The sequence below is a fragment of the Hydrogenophaga sp. GW101-3F08 genome (assembly GCF_059424585.1).
Genome location: NZ_JBWKZP010000007.1, coordinates 182,200 through 207,846, shown reverse-complemented (window position 1 = coordinate 207,846; position 25,647 = coordinate 182,200). Strand labels below are relative to the sequence as shown.

Annotated in this window: 20 protein-coding genes; 5 read left to right on the top strand and 15 right to left on the bottom strand. The window is 66.9% G+C overall.

Features of this window, described 5'->3' with window-relative positions; genetic code table 11:
- Positions 1-15 precede the first annotated feature (15 nt).
- The 15 genes from AC07YZ_RS18150 to AC07YZ_RS18080 form a co-directional block, all read right to left on the bottom strand.
- Positions 16-2,409, bottom strand: a complete 2,394-nt coding sequence (locus AC07YZ_RS18150; protein ID WP_494795745.1) for a TonB-dependent siderophore receptor — start codon at positions 2,407-2,409, stop codon at positions 16-18.
- A gap of 136 nt (positions 2,410-2,545) precedes the next feature.
- Complete coding sequence (locus tag AC07YZ_RS18145) at positions 2,546-3,616, bottom strand: FecR family protein (RefSeq protein WP_494795744.1); 1,071 nt, start codon at positions 3,614-3,616, stop codon at positions 2,546-2,548.
- Positions 3,617-3,695: 79 nt separating this feature from the next.
- Positions 3,696-4,253: a sigma-70 family RNA polymerase sigma factor gene (locus tag AC07YZ_RS18140; RefSeq protein ID WP_226494520.1), complete on the bottom strand. Its 558-nt coding sequence runs from the start codon at positions 4,251-4,253 to the stop codon at positions 3,696-3,698.
- A gap of 454 nt (positions 4,254-4,707) precedes the next feature.
- The gene (locus tag AC07YZ_RS18135; protein WP_494795837.1) at positions 4,708-5,586 is read right to left on the bottom strand and encodes a formyltetrahydrofolate deformylase; all 879 of its coding nucleotides are present in this window, start codon (positions 5,584-5,586) and stop codon (positions 4,708-4,710) included.
- Positions 5,567-6,019 carry a dihydroneopterin aldolase gene (locus tag AC07YZ_RS18130; protein WP_494795743.1) on the bottom strand — a complete coding sequence of 151 codons (453 nt, stop codon included), beginning with the start codon at positions 6,017-6,019 and terminating at the stop codon, positions 5,567-5,569. The genes AC07YZ_RS18135 and AC07YZ_RS18130 overlap by 20 nt, the downstream gene beginning before the upstream one ends.
- Positions 6,016-6,621, bottom strand: coding sequence for a sarcosine oxidase subunit gamma (locus AC07YZ_RS18125; protein ID WP_494795742.1), 606 nt, complete (start codon positions 6,619-6,621; stop codon positions 6,016-6,018). Before AC07YZ_RS18125 ends, AC07YZ_RS18130 begins: the two co-directional genes overlap by 4 nt.
- Positions 6,614-9,616: a sarcosine oxidase subunit alpha family protein gene (locus AC07YZ_RS18120; protein WP_494795741.1), complete on the bottom strand. Its 3,003-nt coding sequence runs from the start codon at positions 9,614-9,616 to the stop codon at positions 6,614-6,616. Before AC07YZ_RS18120 ends, AC07YZ_RS18125 begins: the two co-directional genes overlap by 8 nt.
- Positions 9,613-9,945, bottom strand: a complete 333-nt coding sequence (locus AC07YZ_RS18115) for a sarcosine oxidase subunit delta (protein WP_494795740.1) — start codon at positions 9,943-9,945, stop codon at positions 9,613-9,615. Before AC07YZ_RS18115 ends, AC07YZ_RS18120 begins: the two co-directional genes overlap by 4 nt.
- Before the next feature lie 124 nt (positions 9,946-10,069).
- Positions 10,070-11,314 (bottom strand): sarcosine oxidase subunit beta family protein, encoded by a 1,245-nt coding sequence (locus tag AC07YZ_RS18110; protein WP_494795739.1) that lies wholly within the window; start codon positions 11,312-11,314, stop codon positions 10,070-10,072.
- A gap of 23 nt (positions 11,315-11,337) precedes the next feature.
- A complete protein-coding gene (locus AC07YZ_RS18105; RefSeq protein ID WP_494795738.1) occupies positions 11,338-12,714 on the bottom strand; it encodes an L-serine ammonia-lyase in 1,377 nt (458 codons plus the stop codon).
- Between the two features lie 16 nt (positions 12,715-12,730).
- Positions 12,731-13,990 (bottom strand): serine hydroxymethyltransferase, encoded by a 1,260-nt coding sequence (glyA, locus tag AC07YZ_RS18100; RefSeq protein WP_494795737.1) that lies wholly within the window; start codon positions 13,988-13,990, stop codon positions 12,731-12,733.
- Positions 13,991-14,293: 303 nt separating this feature from the next.
- The gene (gene betA / locus AC07YZ_RS18095; RefSeq protein ID WP_494795736.1) at positions 14,294-15,964 is read right to left on the bottom strand and encodes a choline dehydrogenase; all 1,671 of its coding nucleotides are present in this window, start codon (positions 15,962-15,964) and stop codon (positions 14,294-14,296) included.
- A gap of 47 nt (positions 15,965-16,011) precedes the next feature.
- The gene (gene betB / locus AC07YZ_RS18090) at positions 16,012-17,469 is read right to left on the bottom strand and encodes a betaine-aldehyde dehydrogenase (RefSeq protein WP_494795735.1); all 1,458 of its coding nucleotides are present in this window, start codon (positions 17,467-17,469) and stop codon (positions 16,012-16,014) included.
- 97 nt (positions 17,470-17,566) lie between these two features.
- Positions 17,567-18,499, bottom strand: coding sequence for a choline ABC transporter substrate-binding protein (locus tag AC07YZ_RS18085; protein ID WP_494795836.1), 933 nt, complete (start codon positions 18,497-18,499; stop codon positions 17,567-17,569).
- Positions 18,500-18,719: 220 nt separating this feature from the next.
- Positions 18,720-19,637 carry a DMT family transporter gene (locus AC07YZ_RS18080; protein ID WP_494795734.1) on the bottom strand — a complete coding sequence of 306 codons (918 nt, stop codon included), beginning with the start codon at positions 19,635-19,637 and terminating at the stop codon, positions 18,720-18,722.
- 315 nt (positions 19,638-19,952) lie between these two features.
- Here AC07YZ_RS18080 and AC07YZ_RS18075 point away from each other — a divergent pair, with 315 nt between their 5' ends.
- The 5 genes from AC07YZ_RS18075 to AC07YZ_RS18055 all read left to right on the top strand — a co-directional run bounded on the left by AC07YZ_RS18075 (position 19,953) and on the right by AC07YZ_RS18055 (position 25,646).
- Positions 19,953-20,924: a dipeptidase gene (locus AC07YZ_RS18075; protein ID WP_226494532.1), complete on the top strand. Its 972-nt coding sequence runs from the start codon at positions 19,953-19,955 to the stop codon at positions 20,922-20,924.
- Positions 20,925-20,987: 63 nt separating this feature from the next.
- Entirely contained in the window at positions 20,988-21,869 is an 882-nt protein-coding gene (locus tag AC07YZ_RS18070; protein ID WP_494795733.1) for a glycine betaine ABC transporter substrate-binding protein, read from the top strand.
- A 45-nt stretch (positions 21,870-21,914) separates the two neighbouring features.
- On the top strand, positions 21,915-22,985 hold the full coding sequence (locus AC07YZ_RS18065; protein WP_494795732.1) for an HAD family hydrolase: 1,071 nt from the start codon (positions 21,915-21,917) through the stop codon (positions 22,983-22,985).
- Between the two features lie 42 nt (positions 22,986-23,027).
- A complete protein-coding gene (locus tag AC07YZ_RS18060) occupies positions 23,028-23,561 on the top strand; it encodes a DUF5943 domain-containing protein (RefSeq protein WP_226494534.1) in 534 nt (177 codons plus the stop codon).
- A gap of 24 nt (positions 23,562-23,585) precedes the next feature.
- Positions 23,586-25,646, top strand: coding sequence for an oxidoreductase (locus AC07YZ_RS18055; protein ID WP_494795731.1), 2,061 nt, complete (start codon positions 23,586-23,588; stop codon positions 25,644-25,646).
- The last annotated feature ends 1 nt before the right edge of the window (position 25,647 follow it).

Sequence of the window (25,647 nt, the reverse complement as noted above, 5' to 3'; positions counted from 1 at the left end):
CGCCGGGGCGCGCCGTTACCAGCGATACGCCACGGTCGCGGTCACGCTGCGCGCGTCGCCCCAGTAGCAGTACTGCTGGCTCAGGCACGAGGCCACATAGGTCTTGTCGAACAGGTTGTTGACGCTCAGACGGAGGTTGGCGCCCCTGAGCGACGGGCTCAGCTGGGCCAGGTCGATGCGCAGCATCAGGTCCACCAGCGTGTAGGGGGCCACCTTGAGGCTGTTGGCGTTGTCGACCCAGCTGGAGCCCACGTAGCGCGCGCCCGCGCCCATGGTGTAGCCCGGCAGGAAGTTCCAGTCGCCCCAGATCGAGGCCATGTGGCGCGGCGCCTGGTACGGCGTGTTGCCGGTGAAGCCGTCGGAGGACTCGACGAACTTCATGTCGGTGAAGGTGTAGCTCGTCAGCACCGACACCTTGCTGCTGAGCTGCGAACGGGCCTCCAGCTCCAGGCCGCGCGAGCGCACCTTGCCGGTCGGTTCAAAGTACGAGGCCCCCACCGGGCGCGTGGCGACATTCTTTTGCGACAGGTCGTACACCGCCGCCGACAGCAAGGTGTTCGAGCCCTTGGGCTGGTAACGGATGCCGGCCTCCACCTGGTCGGTCTCGGCGGGTTGCAGGTTGTTGCCCTGCTGGTCGTTGCGCAGGCTCGGGTTGAAGCCGTCCGAATAGCCCACATAGGGAGCCACCCCGTTGTCAAACAGATAGACAACGCCGGCCCGCTTGGTGAACCGGGAGCCACTCCACCGCGCCGGGTCGCCGGTGCCCATCCGGTTGGAGGCCTTGGCCCAGTCCATGCGCCCGCCCAGCGTGAGGCGCCAGCGGTCCAGCGCCGTCTGGTTCTGCAGGTACAGACCGGTCTGCTCCAGCTGGCGATCGATGGGGTCGCTGGTCACGCCGCTCAGGCCCGGAGCACCGTAGCTCGGGGCCAGCACGTTGATCGGCAGCGCGCTGCCCGATTGCCAGCTCCCTGTCACGTGGCGCTTCTGGTGGTCCAGCCCGGTCAGCAGGGTGTGTTTGAGCGCGCCCGTCTGGAACCGACCTTCCAGCTGGTTGTCGACCGTGTTGCCGCTGGTCGACTCATCGGCGCCCGCGTAGTAGCGCGTCAGCTCATCGGCGCTGGCCCAGCCGTAGCCATAGATCTGTCTCAGCGTGGTGTCCGCCGAGACATGGCGGAAGTTCTGCCGGAATTTCCACGCGTCGTTGAACGCGTGTTCGAACTGGTAGCCCAGGAAGCGCTGCTTGCGCTGGTATTTCTCGACGCTGGGGTCCCCGTCGAAGAAATGGCGCGAGATCAGGCGGCCGTTGTGGTCCGCATGGAGGCTGGCGTCCGCCGGCACGCCGCTGTGGTAGCTGCCCTCGGGGTCGTCCTGCAGGTAGGCCTGCAGCAGCAGGCGCGTGTCGCTGGACGGGTGGATGGCCAGCGAGGACGCGATGGCCTGGCGCTCTTCCTTGACCGTGTTGAACTGCGAGTCCAGCGAGCGCGCCAGCGCCGTCAGGCGAAAGGCCGCCACCCCGTTGTTGTCGATGGGCCCCGACAGATCGACGGCCGCCTCCCGGCGGTCGCGGTTGCCGGCGGTGAGCTGCACTTCCCGGTAGGGCTGGAACTGCGGCGTCATGCTGGTCAGCGCCACCAGGCCGCCGGGCGATGCGCGACCGTACAACACGGACGCCGGCCCTCGCACCACGTCGATGCGCTCCAGGAAATACGGATCGACCTGCATCGAGGTGTAGCTGCCCTGGTCGCTGAGCATGCGCAGGCCATCGAGCAGGGTGCTGTCCACGCTGCTGTCCTTGAAGCCGCGCAGGGCCACGTAGTCGTAGCGGTTGGAGGAACCCACGAGGCCGGTGAAGACACCGGGCGCGTAGTTGAGCGCCTCCGGGATGCTGCGCGGCTTCTGGTCTTCGAGCTGCTGCTTGGTCACCACCGAGATGGACTGCGGCGTCTCGATGATGGGGGTATCGGTTTTGGAGCCCGAGGCGCTGCGCCTGGCGACGTAGCCGTTCCCTCCGCTGGTGGCCGTTTCCTGGTCCGCGACGGCCCTCACGGTCACCGTGGGCAGGCTCACCGTCTCCGATGCCGCCGGAGCCGCGGTGACGACAAAGACGTTGCCGTCAACGGTCGCCGCCAGGCCGCTGCCGGCCAGCAACCGGTCCAGCGCCTGCCGTGGCGTCAGCCGGCCGGAAACGGCCGGCGCCGTCTTGCCCGCCACCAGCGCGGGCCGGACCATGAGCTCAAGCCGGGCCTGCCGCGCCAGGTCATTGAGCGCCTGCGCCAGGGGCTGCTCCCCGATGCGGATCTGCACCGGGGTGGAGCCCCCCGCGCTGGCGGAACCCTGGGCATGGGCCAACGGGCTTCCGAGGGCCAAGGCCAGTGCCAGCGGGGGCAGGTTGAAGCGGGAACGGGGCATGCGAGCGATCTCCGGAAAGATATTGAATAAGAATCCTTCTCATGTAGACGCATCAGCCTGGCGAAACCCTAGGTCGGGCGAAAAGTTTTTTTTGGCGCGGAAAAATGGGCCGGCCCGGATCGCCGGCAGCGGCCGGCTAGTGGCCAGCGGAGACGATCTCGACCTCACCGCCACGCTCGCGCAAGCGCACGGGCAAGACCTGCGGCAGGAGGCGGGAGAAGTTGTCGAGCCGGCGCGGGTCGAAGGTGCCGGTCACGCGCAACGCGGCGACGGCCGGCTCCCGCACCGTCAGAGGCACCGGACCGTAGCGCCCGAACTCGGCCAGCGCCTGGTCCAGCGGCGTGTCGTCGAAACTGACTCGGCTTTCGCGCCAGGGTGCGATGCCCGCGGCGGGGACGGCCGACACGGTGCCGAGCAGGCCCGCCATGTCGCTGGTGATCTGTTGGCCGGCGACCAGTTCGACGGCCGCATCGCCCGCGGCCGACCGCTCGGCGCGCGCCACGCGCACGTGCCCTTCTTCCACGGCGACGTGAACACCCGCGCGGCCCGGCACGCCGGGCGTGTAGCGCACCGCGAAACGGGTGCCGACGACCGTGATGCGCAGAGGACCGGCCAGCACATCGAAGGGACGCGCCGGATCACCCTGGACCTGGAACGCCGCCTGTCCCTGCGGCAGGCGAACCTCGCGGCGGTCCAGGTACATCGTCACGTCGGCCTGGCTGAAGGTGTCCAGCCTCAGGCGACTGCCTTCCGGCAACACCACGTCCAGCTGCTGCCCGCGCTCGGTGGCGAAACGCTGCGTATACACCGGTTGCTGCTGCCCATGTTCCCAGGCCAGGTAGCCCCCTGCGCAGGACACCATAAGCGCCACAGCGGCCAGCGCTCCCTGTGGCACCCAGGAAGACCCGTCACGCCACCAGGCGCGCTGGCGCGGCGCGGCCCGGGCAGCCGCCGCCTTGTCGTCGGCGAGGTTCTGCTTCAGCATGCGCACACCCTCCGCCGGCAAGGCATCGAGCAGGCGCCAGTTGTCCCGATGGCGCGCGAAAGCCGCAGCATGGGCTGCGTCCGCGGCCAGCCAGGACTGGAACGCGGCTTCGTCCGCCGACCCGAGCGGCCCGCCGGCACGCCGCACGAACCAGTCCAGCGCCGCGTCGTCGGGCTCGGTGGACCGTGCGGCTGGCGTTCGGGCTGGCTGCGGGGTACTCATGGCGTGGGTATCGGCTCTTGGATGTAGACGCACCAGCCAGCCCAAACCCTATGCCAGGCCAGGCGGCGTGCGGGCAAATTCATTCGCGGGCAGGTTTTCTGCGCCGCAATGGCGGAACCGGCGCCGCGGCAGGCGCCCCGTCAAGGGTGTCTTTGCAGCGCCGGCAAGCGTCCATGGCCAGCTTCACGTGTTGCTCGACCATCTTGCGCGAGATGCCCATGCGCTGAGCCACCTCCGAATGCGGCAGGCCGTCGAACTTGTGCAGGATGAAGGCCTCGCGGCAACGCAACGGCAGGGCATCGATGGTGGCCAGAAGGGCGTTCACCCCCTGGGCGGAAGACGTGGCCACTTCGGGCTCGCAGGCCCTGGGCGCCGCGAGGTTGTCAAGCTCGGCGGCCGAGGCCTCGGCATCGGGGAGCAAGGCATCGCCACGCACTTCGCTGCGGCGGTGCTGGTCGATCTGCAGGTTGCGCGCGGTCCGGTAGAGCAGCGCGCGCGGCTCGGGCACCGGCTGGCCGGAATGCTGCACCGCCAGGACGCGGGCATAGCTCTCCTGCACGACATCGGCCGCGGCATCGCGGTTGCGCACCGTACGGGAACAGAAGTTCAGCAGTTCTTGGTAATAGTGCTCAAGCACAGGTCGATCCATGCCAGGGAGGTGACGAATCCCGTCAACAGGCTGACGTCGAGATGTGGCGGCGCCGGGTCAGGCACGCAGATTTTAAATGAGAATTATTCTCATAATAACCCACCCAAGCCGCTGGGTCATCACCACACTGGCGATGCTGCGCTGAGACGGGCAACGTTCGCGCCAGGCGTAGAACCCGTTGGCGCAAACACCGAGGACGTGGCACAGGTTTGCCGTCGTGGATGGCGGCCTGGCCGACCCAGTGGGTGATGGACTGCGCGGTGACGACGAACTCACACGAGAGCTGCGCAGGTGAGCGCCCCCGCTCGAACGAGCTCGACCACTTGCTGGCGAAATTCCGTCGGGTACGGCGATCGCACTTTGGACACTTTCGACGCCTTGGACACAAAGATTGATGTGTCCAGGGAACCGGGTCAACGCCAACTCCACCTTACCTTTCGAGTCAGCGCAGCACCACCGTGCGCAAGCCGTTGATGAACACCCGGTGCTCCAGCACGTAGCGCAAGGCGCGTCCCAGGGCCAGGCACTCGACGTTGCGCCCGGTGCTGAGCAACTGTTCGGGGCTGTAGGCGTGGTCCACCCGTTCCAGGGCCTGTTCGATGATGGGGCCCTCGTCCAGGTCGCTGGTGGCGAAGTGGGCCGTGGCACCGATCAGCTTGACGCCGCGCGCGTGCGCCTGTTCGTAAGGGCGCGCACCCTTGAAGCCGGGCAGGAAGGAATGGTGGATGTTGATGACGCGGCCGGCCAGCTTCTCGCACATGTCTTCCGACAGCACCTGCATGTAGCGCGCCAGCACCACCAGCTCGGCCTCGTGTAGCGCGATGCACTGGAGCAACTGCGCCTCCTGCTGCGGCTTGGTGCCGGCCGTGATGGGCAGGTGATGGAACGGAATGCCTTCGGCCACGGCCAACGGCCCCAGGTCGGCGTGGTTGGACACCACCGCCACGATGTCCATGTTCAGTTCCTTGCGGCGCCACTGCGCCAGCAGGTCGCGCAGGCAGTGGTCGGCCTTGGACACCATGATCAGCACCCGTGTCGGGCGGCTGAGGTCATGGATGGCGCCTTCCGCGCCGTCAAAGCCATCCATCAGTTGGGCATAGTCCTCGCGAAGCACGCCGATCCCGAAAACCTTCTGGCCCTCCAGCCGGAACACGATGCGCACATAGAAACGCGACACCAACGCGTCGTCAAACACCGCGAATTCTTCGATGTAGGCACCGTGCCGCTCCAGCAGGGCCACCATGGCCGCCACCTGGCCCCGCGCGCTGGCCACCGCCAGGGTCAGCACGTAGCGGGACGATTCATTGGGCGTGGCTTGCATAGGTTTCAAGGTCTTGTGTGAGGGATTGAAGAAGGGCACTCGTTTCGGCCGCCTGCAAGTGCAGGGTCTCGAACTCGGTCCGGGTCGATGCGCGCTCCATGCCGACCGCCAGCGCGCCCAGGCTCACGCGCTGCTTGTACAGGCCGACCCAGACCTCGTCGATGCGCGGGTCGAGCCCGAACACGAAGCCGATCACCTGGTTGACGCGGGTCTCCAGCAGCGGGGTGTGAGGCGTGTTGGGCCACACCTGCGTCAACCAGCGCCACAGGGGTTCGTAGTCCAGGCAGCCGTCCAGCGCGTCCGGCGCGGCAGGCGCCAGCCCGCTGGCCGTGAGGCTGATCCAGATCGGCTGCTGGTCCCGTTCTTCGGCATAGATCCCCACCGGCAGGCGGGTCTCCAGCCGTTCGATCCGGACCGTCCAACGCGTGTTCATGTGAAGCGGCGCGTCACCAGGCCACATTCCTGTGTGCAGCGTTCCAGCATCAGCCAGACGTAGCCCCGGAAGCTGCTGCGCACCAGCACCTCGTAGACCGGTGCGTCGTCGGCCTGCCACAGCCAGACCGAGGCCTTGAAGAACACCGAGCCGGCGCTGGCCCCCGGGCCGAACACGCGCGGGTGCAGGTCCAGCGGGCAGCCCTGCGCGAGCACGTCGCGCACCGGGGTGCCGCTCAGGTGCAGCACGGTGTAGCCGCCACTGACGTCGGTGACCGCCATGTGCTGGCCCGCCAGGGCTTCGCGCAGCGCCGCTTCGATGGCGCCCGCCTGGCCCTTTGGCCCGATGACGAACCAGTCGTCCGGCCCGACCCAGACCAGGCGATGGGTATCGTTGGCGACTGTGGTGCAGGCCTGTGTGGGCAGGTCCAGACCGAGGGCCTGCGACACGCCCTCGCGGAAGGCCGTGTCGTCCGGGTTGCCGCGAAGATTGAGCACGGACTGTCCATGGCGCCAGCCGGCCAGCAGGGACTGCCCGGTCGAGGCACGGGTGGTGGGCACACGGTCCATGGGCGCCACAGGACGCTGTGAGGTATCAAGCATTTTGGCGCTCCGCTTTGGGATCGAAGAAGACCGGGCTGGCGATGGTGGCGGTGTGAACGACCGGGCCGTTGGGGCCACCCTGAGAGATGAAGACCTTCTCGCCCATGCGGCTCAGGCCACCCTTGACCAGGGCCATGGCGATGGAGTGACCCAGCGTCGGGCTCATGTAGCTGGAGGTCACATGACCGACCATGGGCGCGGTGGGGCCGGTGGGCGCCTGGTTGAGGATCTGCGCGCCCTCGGTCAGCACGAACTGCGGGTCGTCCGGCAGCAGGCCGACGAGCTGCTTGCGGTTGCTGCGCGCCGTGTCTTCGCGGGTGAGCGAACGCTTGCCCAGGCAGTCCTTGGTCTTGGTGACCAGGCCGCCCATGCCGAGGTCCATCGGGGTGACGGAACCGTCCGTGTCCTGGCCGATGATGATGTAGCCCTTCTCGGCACGCAGCACGTGCATGGTCTCGGTGCCGTACGGGGTGATGTTGAATTCGGCGCCCGCGGCGTGGATCGCCTCCCAGACCTTCAGGCCATCGTTGGCGGCCACGTTGACTTCGTAGCAGCGCTCGCCCGAGAAGCTGATGCGCATGATGCGGGCCCTGACGCCGGCCACCGTGCCTTCGCGGTACGACATGAAGGGAAAGGCCGTGTCGTCGAAGTCCACATCGCTGCAGATCTTCTGCAACACCGCGCGGCTCTTGGGGCCGGCCACGATGGAAGTGGACCAGTGGTCGGTCGCGCTGGTCAGGTAGACCCTGAGGTGCGGCCACTCGGTCTGCAGCCAGCGCTCCATCCAGGCCAGCACGCGCGCCGCGCCGCCGGAGGTGGTGTGCATCAGGTAGTGGTTTTCGGCCAGGCGCACGGTCACGCCGTCGTCGAACACCATGCCGTTTTCGTCGAGCATCAGGCCATAGCGGCACTTGCCGATCTCCAGCTTGGACCAGGCGTTGCTGTAGATCCAGTTGAGCAGCACGCTCGCGTCCGGGCCCTGGATGTCGATCTTGCCCAGCGTGGAGCCGTCCAGCGTGCCCACACCGTTGCGCACGGCCAGGGTTTCACGGGCCACGGCGGCGTGCAGGTCTTCGCCGGGCTTCGGGTAGTACCAGGGGCGCTTCCACTGTCCCACGTCTTCAAACAGCGCGCCCTGCTTCACGTGCCAGTCGTGCATGGCCGTGGTGCGGATCGGGTCGAAGGCATCGCCCAGCTCCAGCCCGGCCAGCGCGCCAAAAGTCACCGGCGTGTAGTTCGGGCGGAAGGTGGTGGTGCCGACCTGGGGAATGGACTTGCCCAGCGCCTGGGCCACGATGCCCATGCCGTTGATGTTGCCGGTCTTGCCCTGGTCGGTGCCAAAGCCCATGGCCGTGTAGCGCTTGACGTGCTCGATCGACTCGAAACCCTCGCGCACCGCGAGGTGGATGTCGGAAGCCGCGACGTCGTTCTGCAGGTCGACGAACTGTTTGGGCGCGCGGCTCACGCCACGCGCATGCGGCACCAGCCACAGCGGGCGAAGCTCGCCCGGCTCGACGGCCGCCACCGCGGGGGCCCCGGCGTCGGCCACCTGAAGGCCCAGCGCGCGCACCGCCGCCTCGCCGGCGGCGGCGCCGCCCAGCGCCCCGTCGCGCAGCGACAGCGCACCGGCGCAGGCACCGGCCGAGCTTTCGGACTGCGCCGACGGGCCCGGCAGGAAGGCCGCCCGGGCGTCGTTCCAGACCGCCTTGCTGCCGGCCTGGCAGTGCAGGTGGATGACCGGGCTGAAGCCGCCCGACAAGGCCACCAGATCGCAGGCAATGCCTCGCGCGGCACCGGCGAGTCGGTCCTGCGCGTCGATGGCCTGCACCTGCACGCTGCTGACGCGCTTGCCGCCGCGCGCTTCGGTGACCACGTGGCCGGCCAGGATGGGGATGCCGGCGGCTTTGGCGCGCTGGCTCAGGGTGCCGCTGGGATGGATACGCGCATCGACCACCTGCACGCTGGCGCCCGCGGCCTTCAAGGCCAGGGCCGCGTCGTAGCCCGTGTCGTTGTTGGTGAAGACCACGGCGTTGCGCCCGGGCAGCACGGCGTAGCGCCGCACATAGGTGGACACCGCGCCGGCCAGCATGATGCCGGGCAGGTCGTTGTTGCCGAACACCAGCGGGCGTTCGTGCGCGCCGGTGGCCAGCACCACCTGTTGTGCCCGCACGCGCCACAGGCGTTCGCGGAACACCGGCGCCTGCTCGGCACTCAGGTGGTCGCCGCGGCGCTCGACCAGGGTCACGAGGTCGTGGTCCTGGTAACCGAAAGCGGTGGTGCGCGGCAGCACCATCACCTCGGGCAGGGTCGCGAGTTCGGCCAGCGCCTGTGCCACCCACTGTGCTGCGGGCATGCCGTCGATGGCCTCGTCGCTGGAGAGCAGCCAGCCGCCCGGCTCGGACTGTTCGTCACACAGCACCACGCGGGCACCGGCACGGGCCGCGGTCAGCGCGGCCGTCAGGCCGGCGATGCCGGCGCCGACCACCAGCACGTCGCAGTGGGCGTAGCGCTTGTCGTAGCGGTCGGGGTCGTGTTCGGTGGGCGAGACGCCCAGGCCGCTGGCGGCGCGGATGTGCTTCTCGAAGAAGTGCCAGGCGGCCTGCGAGGCCATGAAGGTCTTGTAATAGAAACCGGCCGGGATCAGGCGCGAGAACCAGCCGTTGACGGCGCCGGTGTCGAACTCGATGCTGGGCTTGGCGTGGATCGAGCGAGCGCTCAGGCCCTCAACCAGCGACACCTCGGTCATGCGCGCGTTGGGCACGGTGCGGGCACCGTCGAACAGCTGCACCAGCGCGTTGGGCTCTTCCACACCGGCCGACAGGATGCCGCGCGGGCGGTGGTACTTCCAGCTGCGCGCCACCATGCTCACGTCATTGGCGAGCAAGGCCGAGGCCAGCGTGTCGCCTTCCAGGCCCTGGTAGGCGCGGCCGTTGAAAGAGAAGCTCAGGGTGCGGCGGCGGTCGACGCGGCCGCCGGTGGACAGGCGGGTGGTCATACCGCGGCTCCTTCGTTGACGACAGCCGCGGACTCGGCCGCGAACTCGGCAGCGAATTGAGCAGGGATGGGCTCACCGATCTTCCAGGTCGCTTCGAACCGGTAGCTCACCGTGTGGCGCAGCGCGTTGAACCAGCGACCGCAGCCGCTGGAATGGCGCCACTGCTCGTGCTGCAGACCCTTGGGGTTCTTGCGCATGAACACGTAGTCGCCCCACTCGGTGTCGCTCATGGCCTCCGAGTTCAGCGGGCGAACGATGCCGCCCTCGCCTCCGCAGGTGAATTCGATCTCGGCGCGCGTGCCGCAGAAGGGACAGTTGATTTGCAACATGGTTTTCTTTCTCAAAGAACGGAAGCTGCGATGTATTGCCAAGGGCACCGCCGGGCCGGCTTTGCCGGACGGCCAGTGCTGCCCCCCTGGGGGGGTGACGCGAAGCGGCGCGGGGGGGGTCATCTCAGTGAGCGACGCCTGCGGCGCCGTGTTCGTCGATCAGGTGGCCGTTGTAGAAGCGGTTCAGCGACAACGCTTCGTTGAGCGCGTGCGGTCGGTCTTGCGCCACCGTGTGGGCCATGGCCCAACCCGAACCGGGCGTGGCCTTGAAGCCACCGGTGCCCCAGCCGCAGTTGATGTAGAGGCCCTTGACCGGCGTGAGGCCGATGATCGGGCAGGCGTCGGGCGAGACATCGACGATGCCGCCCCACTGCCGGTTCATGCGCACGCGCGAGAACAGCGGGAACATCTCCACGATGGCCTGCAGCGTGTGCTCGATGGTGTGGTAGCTGCCGCGCTGGCCGTAGCCGTTGTACTGATCCACGCCCGCGCCGATCACCAGGTCGCCCTTGTCGGACTGGCTGATGTAGGCGTGGATGGCGTTGCTCATCAGCACGCAGGGGAAGATGGGTTTCAGCGGCTCGGACACCAGCGCCTGCAGTGGCTTGCTCTCGATGGGCAAGCGGATGTCGGCCATGCTGGCCATCACGCTGGAGTGCCCGGCCGCGACGATGGCGACCTTCTTGGCCTTGATGAAGCCCTTGACCGTGTCCACCCCGACCACGGCACCGCCCTCGCGGCGGATGCCAGTGACCTCGCAGTTCTGGATCAGGTCCACACCGCGCGCATCGGCGGCGCGGGCAAAGCCCCAGGCCACCGCGTCGTGGCGGGCCACACCGCCGCGCCGCTGCAGCGAAGCACCCAGCACCGGATAGCGCGTGTTCAGGTTGATGTACGGGATCATTTCCTTGATCTGCGCGGGCGTGACCACCTCGCCGTCCACCCCGTTCAAACGGTTGGCGTTGACGCGGCGCTCGATGTCGCGCATCTCCTGCAGCGTGTGGCCGAGGTTGAGCACGCCGCGCTGGCTGAACATGACGTTGTAGTTCAGGTCCTGCGACAGGCCTTCCCACAGCTGCATGGATTTTTCATACAGCGCCGTGGACTCGTCCCACAGGTAGTTGGAGCGAACGATGGTGGTGTTGCGCGCCGTGTTGCCGCCGCCCAGGTAGCCCTTTTCGACCACCGCGATGTTGCGGATGCCGTGTTCCTTGGCCAGGTAGTAGGCGGTGGCCAGGCCGTGGCCACCCCCACCCACCACCACCACGTCGTATTCGCGCTGGGGTTCGGGCGAGCGCCACTGCTTCTGCCAGCCCTCGTGGTAGGACATGCTGTTGCGCAGCAGGGACCAGATGGAAAAATGTTGCATGGGGGTTCTTTCTCTCGTTCTTTTCAGCATTCAACGATGTTCACGGCCAGGCCTCCGCGCGAGGTCTCTTTGTATTTCGTCATCATGTCGGCGCCGGTCTGGCGCATGGTGCGGATGACCTTGTCCAGGCTCACGAAATGCGTGCCGTCACCGCGCAGCGCCATGCGCGCGGCGTTGATGGCCTTGACCGAGGCGATCGCGTTGCGCTCGATGCAGGGGATCTGCACCAGCCCGCCAATGGGGTCACAGGTCAGGCCCAGGTGGTGCTCCATGCCGATCTCGGCCGCGTTCTCCACCTGCTCGGGTGTGCCGCCCATGACCTGTGCCAGCGCGCCAGCGGCCATCGAGCAGGCCACACCGACCTCGCCCTGGCAGCCGACCTCGGCGCCCGAGATCGAGGCGTTTTCCTTGTAGAGGATGCCGATGGCGGCGGCGGTGAGCAGAAAGTCGATCACGCCCTGCTCGTTCGCGCCGGGCACGAAGCGCGTGTAGTAGTGCAGCACCGCGGGCACGATGCCGGCCGCGCCGTTCGTGGGCGCCGTGACCACACGGCCACCGGCCGCGTTCTCTTCGTTGACCGCCAGCGCGTACAGGTTGATCCAGTCCATCACCTGCAGAGGGTCTTTCAGCGCGGCCTCGGGGTGGGCGGTGAGCGAGCGGTACAGCTCTGCCGCGCGCCGCTTGACCTGGAAGCCACCGGGCAGCACGCCCTCAGTGGCCACGCCGCGCCGCACGCAGGCCTGCATCACGGCCCAGATGCGCAGCAGATCGGCGCGCACCGTGTCGGCATCGCGCCAGGCCAGCTCGTTGTGCCACATCACCTGAGCGATGTTCAGGCCGCTGTCCTTGCAGCGCTGCAGCAGCTCGTCCCCGGTGGTGAAGGGATGGGGCAACACCTTGCGGTCGGGCACCAGCGCCGGTTGTCCTTCGGCATCCTGGTTGATGACGAAACCGCCGCCGATGGAGTAGTAGGTTTTCTCCAGCAAGGGCTCGCCATCCACCGCGAAGGCGAACAGGCGCATGCCATTGGGGTGGAAAGGCAAGGCCTTGCGCAGGAACTTCAGGCCCTCGCGCTCGTTGAAGGCGATGCGATGGATGCCCAGCAGGTTCAGCGTCTGCGACGCGCGCAGGGCCAGCAGGCGCGGCGCGATCGCATCGGGATCGATCCGGTCGGGCGCTTCGCCTTCCAGACCCAGCAGCACGGCCTTGTCGCTGCCGTGGCCTTTGCCCGTGGCGCCGAGCGAGCCGTACAGCTCGCAACGCACCGATTGCACGGCAGGCAGCAGGCCGCCGTCGCGCAGGGCCTGCGCAAACAGCAGCGCCGCGCGCATGGGCCCGACCGTGTGCGAGCTGCTCGGCCCGATGCCGATCTTGAACAGGTCGAAGGTGCTGAGGGACATGTGGTGCTGCCCAGGTTCAGCCGTAGACCGGGAAGGCCGCGGTCAGCGCGGCCACGTCGGCGCGCACGCGGGCGACCACGGTTTCGTCTTCCGGGTGGTCGAGCAGATCGGCGATCAGGTGGCCCACTTGGATGGCCTCGGCTTCCTTGAAGCCGCGGGTCGTCATGGCCGGCGAGCCCAGGCGCACGCCGCTGGTCACCATCGGCTTCTCGGGATCGTTGGGGATGGCGTTTTTGTTGACGGTGATGTGGGCCTGGCCCAGCAGCGCTTCGGCGGCCTTGCCGGTCATGCCCTTGGCGCGCAGATCGACCAGCATCACGTGGCTCTCGGTGCGGCCGGAGACGATGCGCAGGCCACGCGCCACCAGCGTGTCGGCCAGCGCCGCAGCGTTCTTCACCACCTGCTGCTGGTAGGTCTTGAACCCGGGCGACAGCGCCTCGTTGAAGGCCACCGCCTTGGCCGCGATCACGTGCATCAGCGGCCCGCCCTGCAGGCCGGGGAAGATGGCGCTGTTGATCGCCTTCTCGTGCTCGGGGCGCATCAGGATGATGCCGCCGCGCGGCCCGCGCAGGCTCTTGTGGGTGGTGCTGGTGACGATGTCGGCGTGGGGAATCGGGTTCGGGTACTCGCCGGCGGCGATCAGGCCGGCGTAATGCGCCATGTCCACCATCAGCAGGGCACCGACGTCTTTGGCCACCTTGGCGAAGCGCTCGAAGTCGATGCGCAGTGCGTAGGCCGAAGCCCCGGCGATGATGATCTTGGGCTTCGATTCGTGGGCCTTGCGCTCCATCGCGTCGTAGTCGATCTCTTCCTTCTCGTTCAGGCCGTAGGACACGACGTTGAACCACTTGCCCGACATGTTCAGCGCCATGCCGTGCGAGAGGTGGCCGCCTTCGGCCAGGTTCATGCCCATGAAGGTGTCGCCGGGTTTCATGAAGGCCATGAACACGGCCTCGTTGGCCTGCGCGCCCGAGTGCGCCTGCACGTTGGCGGCCCAGCCGTGCTGGTCGGCGCCGAACAGTTGCTTGACGCGGTCGATGGCCAGTTGCTCGGCCTGGTCGACGAACTCGCAGCCGCCGTAGTAGCGGCGGCCCGGGTAGCCCTCGGCGTACTTGTTGGTGAGCTGGCTGCCTTGCGCCTGCATCACGGCTGGCGAGGTGTAGTTCTCGCTGGCGATCAGCTCGATGTGCTGTTCCTGGCGCTGGTGCTCCTGCTGGACGATGGACCACAGGGCCGGATCGGAGGCCTGCAAGGACTGTTTCTGGTAGCTGAACATGGGGTGTTTCCTCGGGTCTTGTGGGTGTGGCGAACTGGAGTGAATCTTCGGTTTCAACCCTTGTCGGTGCTGCGCTGATCACGCCAATTTCTGTCTTGATTCCGACATGTGCAGGCGTCGGATTCCGACACGGCCGCGGGCAGTGACACAGGGAGAACACACAGAATCCAGCCGGAGCGCGTGTCCGAGCCCAGGGCACCCGTGGAACCGGCTCTGCCGGGCCACAGGGTGCGTCCCCCTCGAAGCGCCGCAGGCACGCAACAGAGGGGGAAGCCGCGTCAGCGGCGCAGGGGGTGCTTCACTTCAACGCTGTTGCGTCTGCCAGTGCGGGTGCACCCAGGCGGGCGCGTCCGACGGCGGCAGCGCCCGGCCCTTGATCGCGTCAGCGATCTTCTCGGCCATCATGATGGTCGGCACATTCAGGTTGCCGCTCACGATGAGCGGCATGATGGACGCGTCCACCACGCGCAGGCCCTGCACGCCGTGCACCCGGCCCTGCCCGTCCACCACCGCTAGGTCGTCGTGGCCCATGCGGCAGGAGCAGCTGGGGTGATAGGCCGTCTCGGCCTGGTGGCGGATGTGTTCGTCGATCTGTGCGTCGCTCTGCACCTGCGCGGTGGGCGAGAGCTCTTCGGCGCGGTAGCGGTTGAAGGCCTTCTGCTCGAACACCTCGCGCGTGAGGCGGATGGCGGCGCGGAATTCCTTGCGGTCCTGCTCGGTGCTCATGTAGTTGAAGCGGATCAGGGGTGCGTCTCGGTGGCTGGCGCTGCGGATGCGCACATGGCCTCGGCTGGTCGATCGCATGGGCCCCACATGGGCCTGGAAGCCATGGCCCTCCACCGTCGCACTGCCGTCGTAGCGCACCGCCATCGGCAGGAAGTGGTACTGCAGGTCGGGGTGCTTGACGCCCGCATCGCTGCGGATGAAGCCGCCGGACTCGAAGTGGTTGGTCGCCCCCAGGCCCGTGCGCGTGAGCAGCCACCGCGCGCCGATCGCGCCCATGGCGAGCGGCTTCGTGGCCGAATACAGCGTGATCGGCTCCTTGCAGGCGTACTGCACGTAGGTTTCCAGGTGGTCCTGCAGGTTTTCGCCGACGCCCGCGCGCGCGGCCACCACCGGGATGCCCAGCGGCCGCAGCAGCTCCGGGTTGCCCACGCCGGAGAGCTGCAGCAGCTGCGGCGACTGGATCGCCCCGGCGCTGAGGATGACCTCGCGCCGCGCCCGGTAGACCACCTGCTGCCCGCCCTGCTCCACCGCCACCCCCACCGCACGCGGCGGGTCGCGACCCTCGAACAGGATGCGCGAGGCGCTGGTGCCGGTGTGCAGCGTGACGTTGCCGCGCCTGAGCGCCGGGCGCAGGTAGGCCATCGCCGTGCTCCAGCGCCGGCCCTTGTGCACCGTCATGTCCATGGGGCCGAAGCCTTCCTGGCGGTGGCCGTTCATGTCGGAGGTGTAGCCGTAGCCGGCCTGCTGGCCGGCCTCGATGAAGGCGTTGTAGAGCGGGTTACGGCAGGCGCCGGTGCTGACCTTGAGAGGCCCGTCCGAGCCCCGGTAGTCGTCTCCACCCTGCTCCCGGGTTTCGGACTTGCGGAAATACGGGAGGCAGTTGGCGTAACGCCATTCGGGCAGATCAAACTGTTCGGCCCAGCCGTTGTAGTCCTCGGCGTGGCCGCGGATGTAGACCATGCCGTTGATGCTGCTGGAACCGCCGATGGTCTTGCCGCGCGGGCAGTGGATGCGGCGGTTGTTCATGCCGGGGTCGGCCTCGGCCTCGAACTGCCAGCTGTAGCGCGGATTGGCCATGGGGTAGGCAAACGCGCTGGGCATGTGGATGAACAGGTTGTGGTCCATCGGTCCGGCCTCGATCACCAGGATCTTCACGTCCAGGTCTTCGCCCAGGCGGTAGGCCAGGGTGCTGCCGGCCGAACCGGCGCCGATGATGATGTAGTCGAAGGAGGCGGCGGGCTGGGTCATGCGGATCGGCGCGTGCGGCGGTGGCAGAAGGACAAGACGGTGGGGATTCAGCGGTAGCTGGTCGCGACCTCGCCCAGCTCGACGTACACCGTCTTGAGCTGGGTGTAGTGGTCCAGCGCGGCCATGCTGTTCTCGCTGCCGATGCCGGACTCGCCCACGCCGCCGAATGGCATCTCGATGGGCGTGATGTTGTAGTTGTTGATCCAGCAGATGCCGGCCCTGAGTTGCGCGGCCACGCGGTGACCGCGCTGCAGGTCGGTGGTGAACACGCCCGCCGCCAGGCCGAAGCGCGAGCGGTTGGCGCGCGCCACGGCCTCGGCCTCGGTGTCGAAGGTCAGCATGGACAACACCGGCCCGAAGATTTCCTCGCGCACGATGCGCATGTCGTCGCGGCAGTCGGCAAAGATGGTGGGCGCCACGAAGTTGCGGCCCAGGCCATCCACGGCGACCCGCTCGCCGCCGCAGACCAGCGTCGCGCCCTCGTCCTGCCCGCTGGCGATGTACTCCATCACCTTGTTGGCATGGGCTTCGGAAATGAGCGCGCCGATCTCGGTCTGCGGGTCCATCGGGTCGCCCACGCGCAGCTGCAGCGTGCGCTCCTTCAGCCGCGCCAGGAAGCGCGGCGCGATGCCGCGCTGCACGAACACGCGGGTGCAGTTGGTGCAGACCTCGCCCTGGGTGTAGAAGTTGCCCATCATCGCGGCGGCCACCGCCTGCTCCAGGTCGGCGTCGTCGAACACCAGCAGCGGCGACTTGCCACCCAGTTCCATGGTCACGCGCTTGAGCGTGCCGGCCGCCGTTTCCATGACCCGTTTGCCCGTGGGCACCGAGCCGGTGACGGACACCTTGGCCACGTCCGGGTGGGCCGCCAGCATCGCGCCCACCGCCCCGCGCCCCTGCACCACGCTGAACACGCCTGGCGGCACGCCGGCTTCCAGGTACACCTCGGCCAGCTTCACCGCCGTGGCCGGTGTCAGCTCCGAGGGCTTGAAGATCATGGCGTTGCCCGCCGCCAGCGCGGGGGCGGACTTCCAGCAGGCAATCTGGATCGGGTAGTTCCAGGCGCCGATGCCCACGCACACGCCCAGCGGCTCCTTGCGGCTGTAGGCGAAGGCGTTCTTCAGCGGGTACTGCTGGCCGGTCAGCGTGGCGGCCGCGCCCGCGAAGTACTCGATGCAGTCCGCGCCACTCATCACGTCCACCACCAGGGCTTCCTGAATGGGCTTGCCGCAGTCCTGCACCTCCAGCGCGGCCAGCTCGTCGTTGCGCTGGCGCAGGATGTCGGCCGCCCGGCGCAGGACGCGTCCGCGCTCGGTGCCGCTCATGGCCGACCACAGCGCAAAGCCTGCCTGCGCGGCCTGCACCGCCCGGTTCACGTCGTCCTGCGTGGCTTCGTGCACGACGGCCCAGGCCTGCCCTGTTGCGGGGTTGACCGACTCAAAGGCCGCCCCTCCGCCGTGGACGTGTTGTCCGTTGATGAAACTGAACAGGGTTGTGGGATTCATGACCATCCTTGCGGGGGCCTGGCCCATGCAGGCCGGGCGCCCATGGCCGCACGCCGGCCGCCCTCACACCGGTGAAGGCTCGGCTGTGCGGTCGGGTTTATTTCGCCAGTGCGGTCTTGACCGCTTCCAGGCCGGGCTTGCCGTCGAACGTGGTCACACCGGCCAGCCATTTGTCCACGGTGCCCGGGTTCTTCTTGAGGAAGGCGCGCGCCGCCGTGTTGGGTTTGACCTTGTTGAGGATCGGCTCCATCACCTGGTTTTCGATGGTGGTGCTGAACTGCAGGTTCTTGAGGAAGGCGTAGACGTTGGGGCAGCGCTTCTCATACGACGGCGGAACCGCGGTATAGACCTTGGCTTCCCCCAGGTTCGGCCCGAACACATCGTCGCCGCCCGCGAGGTAGCTCATCTTGATCTGCACGTTCATCGGGTGCGGCTCCCAGCCCAGGAACACGATGGCTTTCTGCGCCTTGCCCGCACGCTGGGCCTCGACCAGCATGCCCGCCTCGCTGGACTCCACCAGCTTGAACGCCTTCAGTCCGAACTTGTTGTCCTTGATCATTCCGGCGATCAGGGCGTTGCCGTCGTTGCCGGGCTCGATCCCATGGATCTTTCCCCCCAGTTCCTTCTCGAATTTCGAGATGTCACCGAAGGTCTTGAGGCCCTTGTCGTACAGATAGGTCGGCACCGCCAGCGTGTACTTGGCGCCCACCAGATTCGGCGTCTCCAGCACCTTGATGTCGCCCGCCTTCACGAAAGGCTCGATGACCGGTGTCATGGACGGATTCCAGTAGCCCAGGAAGGCGTCGATCTGTTTTTTCTTCATGCCGGCGAAGACGATGGGCACGGACGCGATGGTGACCCTGGGCTGGTAGCCGAGGCCTTCAAGCACCACCGAGGCCAGTCCGGTGGTGGCCGCGATGTCGCTCCAGCCCACGTCGGCAAAGTTGACGGTCTTGCAACTGGCGTCTTCGGCGAAAGCCTGCTGCCCCGTCAACAAGCCCGCCACGGCGAGTATTCCTGCTACCTTCATCTGCATGTTTGCTCCAGCTGAATAAGACGACACAGGCCCGAGCAACCGTTGACCAGGAAGTGGCCGCGCCTGTTGGGAAACACCCCCGTCAAGGGGTGCGCGGGTAGCGCCCGCCACCACCATGAACGGCTTTGGAACGCCAGTGCATGGTGCGGCGCATCGGGGCCTGGCGGTTAGCTGAACACGCCAGTTTCTGGCCTGATTCCGACACGCAACCGGCTCACAGCGGCGCGCTGGCCGCCGGCGCCACCGGGCGTGAGGCCAGGAAGACGCCGGGCAAGAGCAGCGCCGCGCCCCAGAAGTGGTACCAACCCAGGGATTCCCCAAGCAGCCACCAGGCTGCCAGGGCGCCGTAGAGCGGCCCCAGGTACAGGGTGGCGGCCACCTTGCTGGCGCCCAGGATCTGCTGCGACCATCCGTACAGACCAAAGGCCATCAGACCGGGAACCAGGGCCGCGACCAGCCCCATCAGGAGCGCATCGGCGCCTATCGCCGGGGTCGATGGCTGGGACATCTCCCAGGCCGCTCCCGCGGCCAGCAAAGGCAGGGCGCCCCAGGCAGCGGCCGCCAGCCGGGCGGCGGCGCCCAACGGACTGGGCCAGGCCTCCAGCAGGAGCGCGTAGAGCGCCCAGCAGACCACGCTGGTCAGAATCCAGAGATCACCTTCGACAAACCGGAAGTCGGCAAGGCCCAACCAGTGGCCCTGCACGATGACATGCAACACGCCGGCCAATGCCAGTGCCAGACCCGCCCACTGCAGGCCACCCATGCGTTCGCGCAGCCACGCGGCCGAACTCACGGCGATGAGCGCCGGTGCTGCGGAGTAGATCAGGGCGATGTTGGTGGCGCTGGTCGTGCGACCGCCGATGTACACCCAAGCCCCGCAGGCCACCATGCCCAGAAAGCCCAGCACCAGGTACCGGTACCAGTGCCGGACCAGGTGGCGCCATTCCCGCCGCAGCTCGTCGCGCACCAGCCAGCTCAGCAACATGCCCGCCAATCCCCAGCGCATGAAACCCAGCGTGTAGGGTCCGACAACCCCCGGCGCCACGCGGGCCAGCAGGTTGTTGACCGTCCACAGGAGCGGGATCAGCCAGATGGACCACATGGCGAGCCGGATGTTTGCGTTTGACCGCATGGAACGTGCTTTCAGGAAGGGGGAAGAGGTGAAGGGCAGACAAAGGCAACCCGAATTGTCTCAGCAGCGTCCAGCGCGATCAGGGCACTTCGCGCCGAAGCCACGGCCCCCGGCCAGCCGGCCTGGCACCTCGGCAGAAAAAGCGGTTGAAAACCCGCGGCCGGCACCCGTCGGCCGCCATGTCGTTTATGAGCAAGTGCGCGTCTGTCATGCACAAGCTGGCCGGGGACCGCGCCACAACAATGAACGCACTCGACAGCACCCCTAACAGAAAACCAAGTCCCCTTCGCGTAAACCCTTACTCACACCCAAGCCATGAGCAACTTGCACCAGGACGCCATCGTCATCGACGGTCTGATCATCTCGAAGTGGAGCCGCTCGGTCTTCGAGGACATGAAAAAGGGCGGCCTGACCGCCGCCAACTGCACCGTCTCGGTGTGGGACGACTTCAAGAGCACGGTGCACAACATCGCCGAGATGAAGAAGTCCATCCGCGAGAACAGCGACCTGCTGTCCCTGGTGCGCAGCACGGCCGACATCGAACAGGCCAAGAAGGACGGCAAGACCGGAATCATCCTCGGGTTCCAGAACGCGCACGCCTTCGAAGACCATCTGGGTTACGTCGAAGCCTTCGCGGACATGGGCGTTCGCGTGGTCCAGCTTTGCTACAACACGCAGAACCTGATCGGCACCGGCTGTTACGAGCGCGACGGCGGCCTGTCGGGCTACGGGCGCGAGGTGATCGGCGAGATGAACCGCGTCGGGATCATGGTGGACCTGTCCCATGTGGGTGCCAAGACCTCGGAAGAAGCCATCCTCGAATCGAAGAAGCCGGTCACCTACAGCCACTGCCTGCCAGCGGGCCTGAAGGAACACCCGCGCAACAAGAGCGACGAACAGCTCAGGTTCATCGCCGACCGTGGCGGCTTCATCGGCGTGACCATGTTCCCGCCCTTCCTCAGGCGCGGGATCGAGTCCACCGTGGACGACTACGTCGAGGCACTCGACTACGTGATCAACCTCGTGGGCGAAGACTGCGTGGGCGTCGGTACCGACCACACGCAAGGCTACGGACAGGATTTCTTCGACCACATCACCCACGACAAAGGACGGGGTCGCCGCCTGACGAATTTCGGCACCGTCCAGAACCCACTGGGCATTCGCACCATCGGTGAAATGCCCAACCTGACGGCCGCGATGGAGCGCGCCGGCTGGCCGGCCAGCAAGATCACAAAGGTCATGGGGCGCAACTGGCTCCGTGTTTTTGGTGAAGTGTGGAGTGTGTAGTTCAAGTCGCCCCGCCCCCGAGCAGTTCTCGCTTTCTTCTAACCAACGCAGGAGTTCCCCATCATGATCAAGTCGCAGCCCTTCTCCCCTCGTCCCCGCCGCACGTTTCTGGCCCAGTCGCTGGGCCTGACCGCGCTGGCCGCCACCGGCATGGGCGCCCTGGCGCAATCCAAGCCCGCGCTCAAGATCGGTTTCGTGGACGGCTGGTCCGACAGCGTGGCGACCACGCACCTGGCCGCGGCCATCATCCGCAGCAAGCTGGGTCACCAGGTGGACCTGGTGCCGCTGGCCGCCGGCATCATGTGGCAAGGCGTGGCGCGTGGTGACCTGGACATGACCTTGTCCGCCTGGTTGCCCGTGACCCACGAGGCCTACCTGGCCAACTTCAAGGACAAGGTGCAGATCATCGGCGCCAACTACCCGGGCGCCAAGATCGGCCTGATCGTGCCGGAGTACGTCAAGGCCACCAGCCTGGCGGACCTGAACAACTTCCGCGCCGACTTCGACAACCGCATCGTCGGCATTGACGCCGGCGCCGGCGTGATGAAGAAGACCGAAGAGGCCATCAAGGCCTACGGCCTGGAGATGCGCCTGCTGCCGAGCTCGGGCCCCGCCATGGCCGCCGAGCTGGACCGCGCCTACCGCGCCAACAAGGCCATCGCCGTGACCGGCTGGATCCCGCACTGGATGTTCGCGAAGTACAAGCTGCGCTTCCTGGCCGACCCCAAGAACATCTACGGCGCCGAAGAGCATGTGGACAGCGTGATCAACCCCGGCCTGAACGCCAAGGCCCCATCGGTCGTGGCCTTCCTCAAGAAGTTCTCCTGGAAGCCAGAGGAAATCGGCGCGGTGATGCTGGCCGTCGAAGGGGGCAGCAAGCCCGCCGCCGCCGCCGACAAATGGATGGCCGACAACGCGGCGCGCGTCGCCGAGTGGACCTCCTGAGCGTCCGACTGAATCCAACCTTTAAATCGCAAAGGCTGTGTCGCCATGTTGAAGCAAACCATTTCTTTTCAATGGCTGGCGCCTTGGGCGCTCAGTCTGGGCCTGGTGTTTTCCGCTCAGGCCCAGACAGCGTTGAAACATTGGCCACCTGAGGCTGCGACACAGCTGGAGAGCCTGATCCAGGCCAACGCCAACAAGGGTGCGTTTGCGGTGTTTGACGCCGACAACACCACCTACAACAACGACCTTGAAGAATCCTTGCTGCCCTATCTGGAAATGAAGGGCATTCTGAGCCGCGACAAGCTCGACCCGGCGTTGAAGCTGATTCCGTTCAAGGACATCGACGGCCACAAGGAAAGCCTGAACAGCTATTACTACCGCCTGTGCGAGATCGACGACCAGGTCTGCTACCCCTGGGTGGCCCAGGTGTTTTCGGGCTACACCTTGCGTGAGCTCAAGGGCTGGGTCGATGACATGCTGGCCGCAGGCACCAGCATCCCCGCGACCTACTACGAAGGCACGGCGCTCAAGACGATCGCGGTCAAGCCGCCGAAGTTCTACACCGGCATGCAGGAGCTTTACAACAAGCTCATGGAAAACGGCATTGAGGTCTACGTGGTGAGCGCTGCCAGCGAAGAGCTGGTGCGCATGGTGTTGGCCGACCCGAAAAATGGCTACAACATCAAACCGCAGAACGTCATCGGCGTCGGCATGCAGCTGAAAAACCGCAAGACCGGCGAGCTCACCAATGCGCGCAAATTGATTGCCGCCAAGACCTACGACCCCGCAGCCTTGCTGGACCACGAACTGACACCCGCGCTGTGGGCTCCCATGACCTGGTTCGAAGGCAAGCAGGCCGCCATCTACACCTATATCGACGAATGGAAGAAGCCCATTCTGGTGGCCGGTGACACCCCGGTGAGCGACGGCCCCATGCTGTTTCGCGGCACCGACGTGGAGCACGGCGGCTTGCGCGTGTGGGTGAACCGCAAAGACAAATACCTGGTGCAGATCCAGGCCATGCAGAAAAAACATGCTGAAGCCCAAAAGGCCCTGGGCCTGCCTGTCACGGCGGACCGCAACTGGGTGATGGTCAAGTCGGCGCAGATCCAGTAAGGCCGCGCCTGCGCAATTCCTCATTCATCAAAAAAAGTCCCCATGAACCCCCAACTCCCCATTGAAGTCAACGCCAGCACAGGCGTCTGGACCACCGACGGCCTACCGATGATTTATGTGCCGCGGCATTTCTTCGTCAACAACCACGTGGAAACCGAAGCGGTGGTGGGTCGGGAGGTGTATGCCCCCGCGCTCTACAAGGCAGGCCACCGCTCGGCCTACTTCTGGTGCCAGAAAGAAGCCGCCACCCATGGCCTGACCGGCATGGCCGTGTACGAGCACTACCTCAAGCGCCTGTCGCAACGCGGCTGGGGCCTGTTCTCCTTCATCGAGTCCGATGCCACCACGGGCCACGCCCGCGTCCGGCTGGAGCACTCGGTGTTCGTGCTGGCGCAGGGCATCGCCGGTGTGCCGGTGGACCACAGCAAGGTCTGCTACCTGTTCGCCGGCTGGTTCTCGGGCGCGATGGACTGGGTGCTGGAAACCAGCGGCTCGGCGCTGCGCACCACCAGCGTGGAAACGCAATGTGCGGCAGAAGGCCACGGTCACTGCGAGTTCACCGTCAGCCCCCTCTGACACCTTCCGAGAAAAGCCTCCCCCATGCGTTACCCGCACCTGTTTGAACCTCTGCGCCTGAACCAGGTGCTGCTGCGCAACCGCATCGTGAGCACGGCGCACGCCGAGGTGTACGCCGAAGGCGGCCACCCGACCGAGCGCTACATCCGCTACTACGAAGAGAAGGCCAAGGGCGGCGTGGGCCTGGCCATCTGCGGCGGCTCCAGCCCGGTCTCGCGCGACAGCCCCTGGTCGTGGTGGAGCTCGGTCAACCTGGCCACCAACACGGTGATCGAGCCCCTGGCCAACCTGGCCGAGACCATGCACAAACACGGCGCCAAGCTGATGATCCAGGCGACCCACATGGGCCGGCGCAACGCCTGGCACGGCTTCGACTGGCCGCACCTGGTCAGCCCCTCGGGCATCCGCGAGCCGGTGCACCGTGGCAACGCCAAGATGATCGAGATTGAGGAAATCCGCCGCATCGTGGCCGACTACGGCCGCGCCGCCAAGCGCGTCAAGGACGCGGGCCTGGACGGCATCGAGATCTCGGCCGCGCACCAGCAACTGATCGACCAGTTCTGGAGCCCGCGCGTCAACCACCGCACCGACGAGTACGGCGGCAGCCTGGAGAACCGCCTGCGCTTCGGCATGGAGGTGCTGCAGGCCGTGCGCGAACAGGTGGGGGCCGATTTCTGCGTGGGCCTGCGCATGTGCGGCGACGAATTCCATGAAGACGGCATCAGCCACGAGATGGCCAAGGAGATCGCCCAGGCGATGTCCGAGAGCGGTCTGATCGACTTCCTGAGCGTGGTGGGCTCGGGTGCCGACACCCACAACACCCTCGCCAACTGCATGCCGCCCATGGCGCTGCCGCCGGAGCCCTTCGTGCACCTGGCCGCCGGCATCAAGTCGGTGTCCAAGGTCCCGGTCATGCACGCGCAGAGCATCCGCGATGCCTCGCAGGCCGAGCGCATCCTGGCCACCGGCATGGTGGACCTGGTGGGCATGACCCGCGCGCAGATCGCCGACCCGCACATGGTCATCAAGATCCGCGACGGCCGCGAAGACCAGATCAAGCAGTGCGTCGGTGCCAACTACTGCATCGACCGCCAATACAACGGCCTGGACGTGCTGTGCGTGCAGAACGCCGCCACCAGCCGCGAGCAGACCATGCCCCACGTGATCCAGAAGACCACGGGCGCGCGCCGCAAGGTGGTCGTGGTGGGCGCTGGCCCGGCTGGCCTGGAAGCCGCCCGCGTGGCGCGCGAGCGTGGCCACGACGTGGTGCTGTTCGAGAAGAACAGCGCGGTCGGCGGACAGGTGAACCTGGCCGCCAAGCCGCCCAAGCGCGAACAGATGGCCGGCATCATCCGCTGGTTCGACATGGAAACGGTGCGCCTGGGGGTGGACCGCCGCCTCGGCGTGGCGGCCACGGCCGAGATGATCCGCGCCGAAAAACCGGACATCGTGGTGCTGGCCACGGGCGGCACGCCACACACCGGCCAGGTGCCCGCCTGGGGCGCGGCCGACGGCCTGTGCGTCAGCGGCTGGGACATCCTCTCGGGCGCGGTGGCACCGGCCGAGAACGTGCTGGTCTACGACAGCATCAGCACGCACGCCGGCACCGGCGTGGCCGACTTCATCGCGTCCCGCGGCAAGCTGGTGGAGATCGTGACCCCCGACGTGAAGGTGGCCGACGACACGGGGGGCACCACCTTCCCGGTTTTCTACCGCCAGCTGTACGCCAACGGCGTGATCCAGACCCCCAACTTCTGGCTGGAGCGCGTGTACCGCGAGGGCGACAAGCTGATCGCGGTGCTGAAGAACGAGTACACCGAGGCGCTGGAAGAGCGCGCGGTCGATCAGGTGGTGATCGAGAACGGCATCCTGCCCAACGAGGGTCTCTACCACCAGCTCAAGCCCCTGTCGCTGAACAAAGGGCAGACCGACATCGACGCCCTGTACGACGCGCTGCCGCAACCCGGCCTGAGCCTCCAGACCCACGGCGATCACTTCCTGCTCTACCGCGTTGGCGACTGCGTGTCGATGCACAACATCCACGCCGCGATCTACGACTCGCTGCGCCTCTGTAAGGACTTTTGAG

Excerpts from the sequence above, each read along its gene's own strand:
- AC07YZ_RS18110 (WP_494795739.1), bottom strand. The coding sequence starts at position 11,314 with ATGCAACATTTTTCCATCTGGTCCCTGCTGCGCAACAGCATGTCCTAC.
- AC07YZ_RS18120 (WP_494795741.1), bottom strand. The coding sequence starts at position 9,616 with ATGACCACCCGCCTGTCCACCGGCGGCCGCGTCGACCGCCGCCGCACC.
- betB (WP_494795735.1), bottom strand. The coding sequence starts at position 17,469 with ATGAATCCCACAACCCTGTTCAGTTTCATCAACGGACAACACGTCCAC.
- AC07YZ_RS18135 (WP_494795837.1), bottom strand. The coding sequence starts at position 5,586 with ATGCAAGCCACGCCCAATGAATCGTCCCGCTACGTGCTGACCCTGGCG.
- AC07YZ_RS18125 (WP_494795742.1), bottom strand. The coding sequence starts at position 6,621 with ATGCTTGATACCTCACAGCGTCCTGTGGCGCCCATGGACCGTGTGCCC.
- AC07YZ_RS18060 (WP_226494534.1), top strand. The coding sequence starts at position 23,028 with ATGAACCCCCAACTCCCCATTGAAGTCAACGCCAGCACAGGCGTCTGG.
- glyA (WP_494795737.1), bottom strand. The coding sequence starts at position 13,990 with ATGTTCAGCTACCAGAAACAGTCCTTGCAGGCCTCCGATCCGGCCCTG.
- AC07YZ_RS18055 (WP_494795731.1), top strand. The coding sequence starts at position 23,586 with ATGCGTTACCCGCACCTGTTTGAACCTCTGCGCCTGAACCAGGTGCTG.
- AC07YZ_RS18065 (WP_494795732.1), top strand. The coding sequence starts at position 21,915 with ATGTTGAAGCAAACCATTTCTTTTCAATGGCTGGCGCCTTGGGCGCTC.
- AC07YZ_RS18115 (WP_494795740.1), bottom strand. The coding sequence starts at position 9,945 with ATGTTGCAAATCAACTGTCCCTTCTGCGGCACGCGCGCCGAGATCGAA.
- AC07YZ_RS18145 (WP_494795744.1), bottom strand. The coding sequence starts at position 3,616 with ATGAGTACCCCGCAGCCAGCCCGAACGCCAGCCGCACGGTCCACCGAG.
- AC07YZ_RS18130 (WP_494795743.1), bottom strand. The coding sequence starts at position 6,019 with ATGAACACGCGTTGGACGGTCCGGATCGAACGGCTGGAGACCCGCCTG.
- AC07YZ_RS18075 (WP_226494532.1), top strand. The coding sequence starts at position 19,953 with ATGAGCAACTTGCACCAGGACGCCATCGTCATCGACGGTCTGATCATC.
- AC07YZ_RS18070 (WP_494795733.1), top strand. The coding sequence starts at position 20,988 with ATGATCAAGTCGCAGCCCTTCTCCCCTCGTCCCCGCCGCACGTTTCTG.
- betA (WP_494795736.1), bottom strand. The coding sequence starts at position 15,964 with ATGACCCAGCCCGCCGCCTCCTTCGACTACATCATCATCGGCGCCGGT.
- AC07YZ_RS18080 (WP_494795734.1), bottom strand. The coding sequence starts at position 19,637 with ATGCGGTCAAACGCAAACATCCGGCTCGCCATGTGGTCCATCTGGCTG.
- AC07YZ_RS18105 (WP_494795738.1), bottom strand. The coding sequence starts at position 12,714 with ATGTCCCTCAGCACCTTCGACCTGTTCAAGATCGGCATCGGGCCGAGC.
- AC07YZ_RS18085 (WP_494795836.1), bottom strand. The coding sequence starts at position 18,499 with ATGAAGGTAGCAGGAATACTCGCCGTGGCGGGCTTGTTGACGGGGCAG.
- AC07YZ_RS18150 (WP_494795745.1), bottom strand. The coding sequence starts at position 2,409 with ATGCCCCGTTCCCGCTTCAACCTGCCCCCGCTGGCACTGGCCTTGGCC.